This window comes from Pseudoalteromonas sp. SG45-5 (genome assembly GCF_014164085.1).
In the GTDB taxonomy this organism is placed as follows: domain Bacteria; phylum Pseudomonadota; class Gammaproteobacteria; order Enterobacterales; family Alteromonadaceae; genus Pseudoalteromonas; species Pseudoalteromonas aliena.
On record NZ_JACJEM010000036.1, the window covers coordinates 42287 to 51027 of the forward strand.

At 38.9% G+C, this 8741-nt stretch carries 6 protein-coding genes; all 6 read right to left on the reverse strand.

Annotated elements, in window-relative coordinates; genetic code table 11:
- Positions 1 to 111: 111 nt before the first annotated feature.
- Positions 112 to 2793, reverse strand: a complete 2682-nt coding sequence (locus H5119_RS12720; RefSeq protein ID WP_182702491.1) for a DUF349 domain-containing protein — start codon at positions 2791 to 2793, stop codon at positions 112 to 114.
- A complete protein-coding gene (locus H5119_RS12725) occupies positions 2783 to 3064 on the reverse strand; it encodes a YeaC family protein (protein WP_007378333.1) in 282 nt (93 codons plus the stop codon). Before H5119_RS12725 ends, H5119_RS12720 begins: the two co-directional genes overlap by 11 nt.
- A gap of 1 nt (position 3065) precedes the next feature.
- The gene (locus H5119_RS12730) at positions 3066 to 3392 is read right to left on the reverse strand and encodes a hypothetical protein (RefSeq protein ID WP_182702492.1); all 327 of its coding nucleotides are present in this window, start codon (positions 3390 to 3392) and stop codon (positions 3066 to 3068) included.
- Between the two features lie 139 nt (positions 3393 to 3531).
- Positions 3532 to 5034: a sodium:alanine symporter family protein gene (locus H5119_RS12735; protein ID WP_077537575.1), complete on the reverse strand. Its 1503-nt coding sequence runs from the start codon at positions 5032 to 5034 to the stop codon at positions 3532 to 3534.
- 381 nt (positions 5035 to 5415) lie between these two features.
- Positions 5416 to 6543 carry a carboxypeptidase family protein gene (locus H5119_RS12740; protein ID WP_182702493.1) on the reverse strand — a complete coding sequence of 376 codons (1128 nt, stop codon included), beginning with the start codon at positions 6541 to 6543 and terminating at the stop codon, positions 5416 to 5418.
- A 216-nt stretch (positions 6544 to 6759) separates the two neighbouring features.
- A complete protein-coding gene (locus H5119_RS12745) occupies positions 6760 to 8202 on the reverse strand; it encodes a glyceraldehyde-3-phosphate dehydrogenase (RefSeq protein ID WP_182702494.1) in 1443 nt (480 codons plus the stop codon).
- Positions 8203 to 8741: the final 539 nt, after the last annotated feature.

An 8741-nucleotide genomic window follows, 5' to 3' on the forward strand; every position in this document is an offset into this window, starting at 1 on the left:
GCGTTATCGCCTATTTATGGGGAATAACCACACTACATAGACTCTGCCTTGCCTAAATACCAAACAATCTGCTGCAAATTCAACCACGAAAGGCCAACATGCCCTAGTGCATTAAGCTGCAAGTGTCGCTTTAAGTCGCGTTAGTGTGTCAGGTTCAACTGAACCGGCACTGAGCGCTAATAACTGTTTTAAATAATAGTTTAAATCAGCATGTTCGCCACGATGTTTGTCATCTAACATGGCTACTTGCTCTGCCATTCTAAGAGATTTATCAGTTGAACTGACGTTCGCTAGTATTTCCATGCGCGTAATAAGCTGTTCTGTATTTAATGCTGTTTTGAGCGGTGCTTGATACTGACTTGGTAACGCTTCATTGTTTTCAAGTGCTGTAATTAACGCATCTAAATTAGCTTGCTCTGATTTACTGATAAGCAAGGCAAGTTTATCTTCAATGGCTGCTAATAATTTAGTTACCTTAGGCGATAATGATCTAAATTGAGCGTACCCTTTTACTTTCGTTTCTAGGTCGTGCAACTGCGCTCTTTGGTTAACATCACTCAATGCTGCTTCAAGCTCAGTAAGTTCTGCTGCTGCTTGTTTATCTGACTCGTTTTGCTCAAGTTTTTGCTGCTCAAACTCACTACTACGCTTAGTAAATGTTTCGTCATTAAACTGACGAAATTTTTGCCATAACGCATTTTCAGCTTTCAAGCCTGCAAAACCAATAGTTTGCCATTGCTGCTGCATCTGCTTCAACTCTTGACAAGCCGCAGCCAAATCATCACTTTGAGACAATTGCTGCGCTTTTTCTACTAATTCATTTTTAAATGCGGCATTACTTTTATGAAATGCGTTTAATAAAGCCAGTACTTGTTGCTGTTCGTTTTTGTAGCTGTCATTTAATGTGCGGTATGTTTTAGGATCAACTTTACCTATACTGCGCCACGCTTTATTTAAACGATTGTATTGGCTTTCATATTGCTTCCAATCAAAGTTATCCTCTGAAGTAGCCTGCAAATGCAGTGCGTGCATATCGCTAATAATATTTTCGCGTTGTGCTTTTGATGCTTCGCGTTGTACTTCTTGCTCTGCAAAGTAACTACGACAAGGTGCAAATAACAGCTCAATTTTTTCATCAAACTGTACGCCTTGTTGCTTTTCTTCGTCGGTATCTAAACGACCTAACTCATTCCAACGTTTACGTAGCACTTTCACTTGCTCTGCACGTTGTTGTGGATCGGTGCACTCTTCGCTCACTAAGGCACTTACTTCTTCTAATAACGCTTCACGCTTTGGTGCTGCTGCGTATTTTTGCCAATCTTTTGCATTTGCAAGTTGTGCTTCAAGATCTGCTTTTATATTTACAAGCGGCTGTTGATATTGCTCGGTTAGGGTATTAAATAATTCTTCAAACCCTTTAAACACACCAAAAGCAACATTAAATCGGCCTTCTTCAATTAGTCGTTTAACATCACGCGCTTTGCGTTTTGCTTGGCTTTGGTTTTTCTCAAGTGGCTTGATTAACTCATTCATTGGCGCTAAAAATTGCTTTTTATGCGCACTTAACTGAGTTTTAAATGTACTTTGCAATGCACCATCTAAAATATTCAAGTGATTACGCGCTGCTTTAAAGCCTCTATTAAACGCAGTTAAGGTTTCATCATATTGCGCTAAACCTTCAGCAGGTTTTATTTCGCATAATGCTGCAAAAGCGAGTTTGTATTCTTTTATAGCCGTTGTTAGTTCAGGTAATTTAGTTACTTGAGTAAATAGTTTTTCTAACTTGCTTACAGCCAATTTTGATTGGGCATTGTTAGCTAGTTCTGTTTCGCTAATAGCTTGCTTAGCTTGCGCTACTTTTGCATCAAGCCAATCTTGTTGAATTTGCTCTGGTGTTTCGAGCCCAAGCTGTAACGCGTTTTCTATTTCGTCGCTTAAAGCTTCGAGCGTTGCAAGGGCAAGCAGCTGTCGCTGTTGCAGTGCTAATTGCTGCTGCTCTTTGTCGTGTAACGCTTTGAGCTGTTCAATGTGTGCATCTAACTTAGTGGTGATGGAAGTATATTTTTCATCTAGAAGCTTAACACGTTCATCACTTAACCATTTAAGCTCAAGTGCTTGCCACTGAGCTATTAAATCGCTCGCTTGTGGATTAACAAGAGCAAAGTCTGTTTTTTCACGCAAGGCATTTAGCTTAGCTAAAATAACACGGGTAGCACTTTCAACCTGAAGTGGCATTTCAATTGCTAAACGCTCATTTTCAATATGCGTGTTAAGTGCTGCTTTTGCACCGCCCTTTGCATGCTTTACTAATTGCTTAATTAATTGATGTGTAATAACAAGCTCAACTAATTGAGTTTGTAGCTCTTCGCTACCTTCTTTGAAGGCTTTTTCGACTAGTTTTGGATTTGCTAAACGCTTCAGTAATTTAACACGTACTAACAGTTCTTTTTCTGCAAATGCTAACTTTTCGAGTGTTTTAACGGGCGCAAAACGCTCTATATATTCGTTTTTAATTTGTGGTGCTAGTGTACTTTCACTATTTAAAACAGCATTAGATATTTGAAGTTCTGCTATATCTTTTAATGCTTGATCTTGTTTATACGCTTTCCACCAAAGTGGTAAGTCATTTACTTTTTGAAGCGCTTTACGGCGTATTTCAGCGGAGCTATCTTCAAGTGCTAACGTGTTTAATATGGTTGCATCACGTTCAATGTCGAGTTTTTCGATAGCATCAAGACGTACTTGTTGCTTAGGGTGTTTCCATTTTGGTGTAAAAAGGTGCTTAAAGATCATGTTCACTAAACCTAGCTATTTCGTTGTCTGATTTAAATTCTTTTTGTAGTTGAGCTTTTGTCTTTTGGATCATTTCACCATTAGCACCAATCGTAAATTGCTCATTTGATTGAGCCACTTTTGCTTGGTACAACATAACCAACTGCACTGTTTGTTGCTTTTGCTCATCGGATAAAACGGTACCATCTGGCCATTTACCAGTAGAGGCACCGTATTGTAAGCGTTCAAATAATTCGGGAGTAATATTTTGTACAAGATTATCGATATTCATGTCATTTTTTCTTTTTTAGTGTCACTAAAACAATACGGTTTATAAGATACCAAATACATCCTACGCCAATTGCAGTGGTGTAAACGTACCACTGCAGTGTTTCTTCTTGTGGTTGTAAAAAGTATAAACAGAAAAAACCACCTAAAAACAAGATAAGCGCCAAAAAGGAGTGATTTATAAACATCTGCTTTTTTTTAATTCGCTGCTCGCGCTGAAGTTGTTGAACTTGCTCGTCGTTTAGCTCTGCAATGTTACTTTCGCAATGCGGACATTGCTTATGTTTATCTGAAATTGATTTTGCACATTTTGGGCAACGAATAATCGCCATACTTCTCTCCATACTACGCATAAAAAAAGCGCCTTTCGGCGCCTTTATTGTACGTGTTTTATTTCTCGTTGTCTTTTTTGAATTCAAACCAATAAATCATTTAAGGACGATAATTTTCCACGTTACTCACTGAGTTTAGTTACTCAGCGTCTTTTGACTGCTTTTCTAAACGTTTTTCCCAAAAAGTTGCATTTTTAATGCCTAATTTAACTGGGTCAAATATGATTTTTTCGCCTTTTTTCTTTTGTTCTTCATAATCGCTCAAACATAATAAAGCAGGCTTAGCAACGAAGAAGATGGCTAAGATACCCAATATGTTGATCCAGGCCATTAAGCCAACGCCAATATCACCAATAGTCCAGATATAACCTGAATTGTTCACCATACCGTATGCAACCATGAACATAATCACAAATTTCACCAGTACAAGCGGAATACTGCCTTTAAAGTAACGATTTAAGTAAGCAATATTCGTTTCCGCAATGAAGTAATAAGCAAGTATTGTAGTAAAGGCAAAGAAAAACAACGCGATACCAACAAATGCTTGTCCAAAGCTACCAAATACACTAAATAAAGCCATTTGCGTAAAGGCTGCCGATCCAACTTCAGTAGCTGCATCAACATTTTGTACAATAAACTGCCCTGCTGGTAACTCACCCACAATATTGTATTGCTGCGTTATTAAAATCATTAATGCTGTTGCAGTACACACAAAGAGAGTATCAACATAAACAGAAAAAGCTTGTACTAAACCTTGTTGAGCAGGGTGATCTACTTCTGCGGCAGCTGCTGCATGAGGCCCAGTACCTTGGCCAGCTTCATTAGAATATATGCCACGTTTAACGCCCCAACCAATAGCTGCGCCAAAACCAGCCTGTGCTGTAAACGCATCACTAATGATTAAATAAAATATATCGCCCACTTTATCTAAGTTTAAAAATACCACGATTAATGCCAATACTATGTAACCAAGTGCCATAAATGGCACCACAATTTGAGTAAAGTTCGCAATACGTTTTATACCGCCAAAAATAATAAATGCCAAAACAATAAGAATAATTGCCAAAGCGACCAACTTAAAGCTGCCTACGTCACCAAAGCTAGTAGAGACAATATTGCCATCGCCAAATACTTGGGTAAACGCATTACCTACCGCATTTGCTTGTACGCCTGGCAGGAAAACACCACACGCTATAATTGCCGAAACAGCAAATAAAATAGCCAGCCATTTTTGCCCTAAACAACGGTCAAAATAATAGGCTGGGCCACCACGATATTGCCCGTCCTCTTCTGTTTTATAAATTTGCCCTAGAGTAGACTCTGCAAATGCGGTACTTGCGCCTAGAAAAGCAACAACCCACATCCAAAAAATAGCACCTGGTCCACCAAAACCAATAGCCGCTGCAACGCCTGCGATATTACCAACGCCTACTCGTCCAGACAACGATACTGCAAGAGCCTGAAAAGATGAGATACCTTTATCAGACGTATTAGGACTGAATAATAACTTGCACATTTCTTTAAAATGTCTAACTTGAGCAAATCGAGTTAATACTGAATAAAACAAGCCTGCGCCTAGGCATAAATAGATGAGTGCGTTACTCCAAACAACATCATTAACAGCGCTTACAATAGCTTCCATGGATATCCTCTATAGTTATATTTATTATTTTTAATTACGAGACTCTGCTTTAGCTACTTTGCAACATAAGCTTTACGAAATAAGGTTGTACCTCTCCCGCCCCGACTGATGATTTAATTAATATTAACTTAAGTACACCAACTTTGTTAACACTTAATTTTCAAAATATATGATTACACATTTGTTGTAAGGCACTACACCTGAAGTATTTAAATGAAAGTAGATTGATTTGTACCGATACGGCGATGATACGCAGCGAAGAAGCGTTGAAAACGCTTTAAGAATGCAGTTGCTATATGATGATTATTATTATTTTATACAAAGGGTTTTGTTAAAAGCAAAAAGGGTATCAAAACTATTGATACCCTTTTGATAAACGTTTTATCTTAAATTATCAACAACATTAACAATAGCCGCTAACGTATCTTGGCCAAATTGATACGAACGACGGTCTGACCAGCCATAATCTGGATCTGGTAAATCGTTATTATCTTTAAATGGCATCTCAACGGTGTAAGTTAATGCTTTAAATTCTTCAGCCGTGGCTGATGAACCTACCGTAAGGTTAGCTTGGCCTGGCTCGTCTTTTGGATAGCCATGCTCATCTTGGAATTCAGGTGTAATAGTTAAAAGTGCTGCTTTAAAGCTATCTTCTAAGCCTTTAAGACGTGCATCGTAACTTGGAATACCTTCACTGCCTGCCACAAAGTTATATGGGATAGCTTCATCGCCATGTATGTCAAGGTGCATATCTAACCCAGCTTCGCGCATTTTATTAAGGACTAGGTAAACCTCAGGGCTATTTTCCATACTTGGTGTTTGCCATTCACGGTTTAAGTTAACGCCTTTCGCGTTAGTACGAAGATGCCCGCGCGCACTGCCGTCTGGGTTCATATTTGGCACAATGTAAAAAACTGCTTTTGATAGAAGCGCAGCTGCATGTGGGTCTTCATCATCAAGTAATTTGTGAAGTAGACCTTCTACGTACCATTGGGCCATTGTTTCACCAGGGTGTTGACGTGCTGTGATCCAGATGTTTTTCTTGTCTTCACTTGGCTCACCAATTTTAAGTACGCTCATGTCGCGGCCATCGAGCGTTTCACCCAGCGTTTCTAATTGGCAAGCGCCTTGGCTTTGTGCCCAAGACAGTAAATCTAAATGGCGCTCATAGCTGTATGGTGCAAAGTAGGCAAAATACACACTGCCGCACTCTGGTTCGATTTCAAAACTTAATGTCCCATTTTCATAGCTTGATGGTACACGAAACCATGTTTGACGGTCATACGACGCAACTGCTTGGTAACCTTCCCAACCATCTGGATAAGCTGATTTTTCAAGCTCATTAATATTTAACTTATGCAATTGGTAAGGCGTTGTTTCAAGGCGAAAGTGGAACCACTGATAAAATTCAGACTGATGATCTTTGTTTATTTCTAATTGAATATTTAAAGGATCGGTGGCTTCTATTACTTTAATATTACCACTGTCGAAATTGCTGCTGATTTTCATGAAAAAACCTTTAAGTTAAATAAATTTATCTGCTTACTAATTTGCAGAGCTAACACTACAGGTACACACATACGTGTAGAAAAATACTGGGAACTTCGAAAAACAAAGTACGACCAACACTTACATAATTAAAGCCTATCACATGGAATAAGCTTTAAAAATAACACATGACCAAAAAAGCCAGCAAAATGCTGGCTTTTAAATCACTGCAATATATTAGCGAGGTAAGCTTGGGAATGACACTTCGGCCATATCGCGCATACAACGAACTACTTGGCAGCTGTAACCAAACTCATTGTCATACCATACATATAATACAATACGGTTATCTTCAACGATCGTTGCTTGTGAATCAACAACACCTGCGTAACGGCTACCTACTAAATCGGTAGATACAATTTCCGTTGATGCTGTGTAATCAATTTGATCGCGCAAATCGGAATGAAGTGCTGCATGACGTAAGAATGAGTTTAACTCTTCAACCGTTGTGCTTTTTGCTAAGTTAAGGTTCAAAATAGCGAGCGATACATTCGGTGTAGGTACGCGGATTGCGTTACCTGTCAACTTGCCTTCAAGCTCTGGTAATGCTTTTGAAACCGCTTTTGCAGCACCTGTTTCAGTGATTACCATATTAAGTGCAGCGGCACGGCCACGGCGTTCTGCTTTGTGGTAGTTATCAATAAGGTTTTGATCGTTCGTGTACGAGTGAACAGTTTCAACATGACCATTATTAATACCAAACTTATCGTTTAATGCTTTAAGCGTTGGTGTAATTGCATTGGTTGTACAGCTCGCTGCACATACAATTTTATCTTCAGGCAAAATATCTTTGTTATTAACACCATATACGATATTTTTGATATTACCTTTTGCAGGCGCTGTTAGTAATACTTTTGCGGCGCCTTTACACTCTAGATGCTGACCAAGGCCTGCTTCATCTTTCCAAATACCCGTGTTATCAACAATCAATGCATTGTCGATACCGTATTGAGTGTAATCAATTTCGCTAGGAGAGTTAGCATAAATAACTTGGATGTAGCTGCCATTAGCTTTAATAGCGTTACGTTCTTTGTCAATCGTGATTGAACCGTTGAATGGGCCATGGATTGAATCTCGGCGCAATAAGCTTGCACGTTTTTCAAGATCGCCCTCTTTACCACCTCGCACAACAATCGCGCGCAAACGTAAATCTGAATATGGACCTGATTTTTCAATCAACAAGCGCGCAAGTAAACGACCAATACGGCCAAAGCCATAAAGTACAACATCACGCGGCTCTCTAGCTGGTGAGTCAGCTATTTCTGCAAGCTCATCTTTTACAAACGTCTCTACTGAACGGCCGTTAGCAGACTCAGTGTACAAGTAGCTATAAGCAAGTTTACCAATATCTATACGTGCAGAGTTCAAGTCCATTTTGCTGATAGCTTCTAAGAACGGGAAGCTTTCGCGTAAACGTAATTTAGTGCCTTCAAACTGAGCAACAGTTTTATGAGATTTGATAATATCGATAGTACTGGCATTTACGAGAGGACGGCCATATACAGCAATTTCAATACCACGATTACGATAAAGCTTACCTATGATTGGTTGCATGCTTTCTGCGTAATCTTGGCGCTCTTGCCAACTATTCGTGTATTCTAACTCGTGAGATGAGGTCATTTTATTTACCTAAGTTAAACATTTTTGAACGGATAGCCCAAATGGGCACAGCTATTCTAATTTAATCTCAGGTTATTCTCTACTATTCGGGGCCAAATGATTTTAGAAAAGCGTAAACTTTAGCAATACCTTTGGCTAATTCTATACATTTTTGGTTGCGTTTTTTTCATATTAGCGATGAGGGAGCGTTGAACACTGTGAGGATGGTACAGTTAGTTAAAAAAGATTTGGTAGTGCTGGCTGACTTTTCAAAATTGAGATTTGCTCTACCTAGTGATACCAATTCGCTTAATTAAGTGATCTTTTTTAAGGTAAGAAAATCGTGTCAATGACAAGGCAAAAATTTCGTTATTTTGTTCTATATCAGAAATTTTAACGCAATTAGCGTCAGATTTAATCCCTCAAATTGATTAAGTAACCTGAACTCTGGATAATAAATCTATCTCGAGCAGCTATTTTCAGCGCTAACTACGTTGAATTTACTTGCAATAGGCCAGCTATTGACGCGTAAGTTCGCCTTGTTTTCACTGAAAATCTCT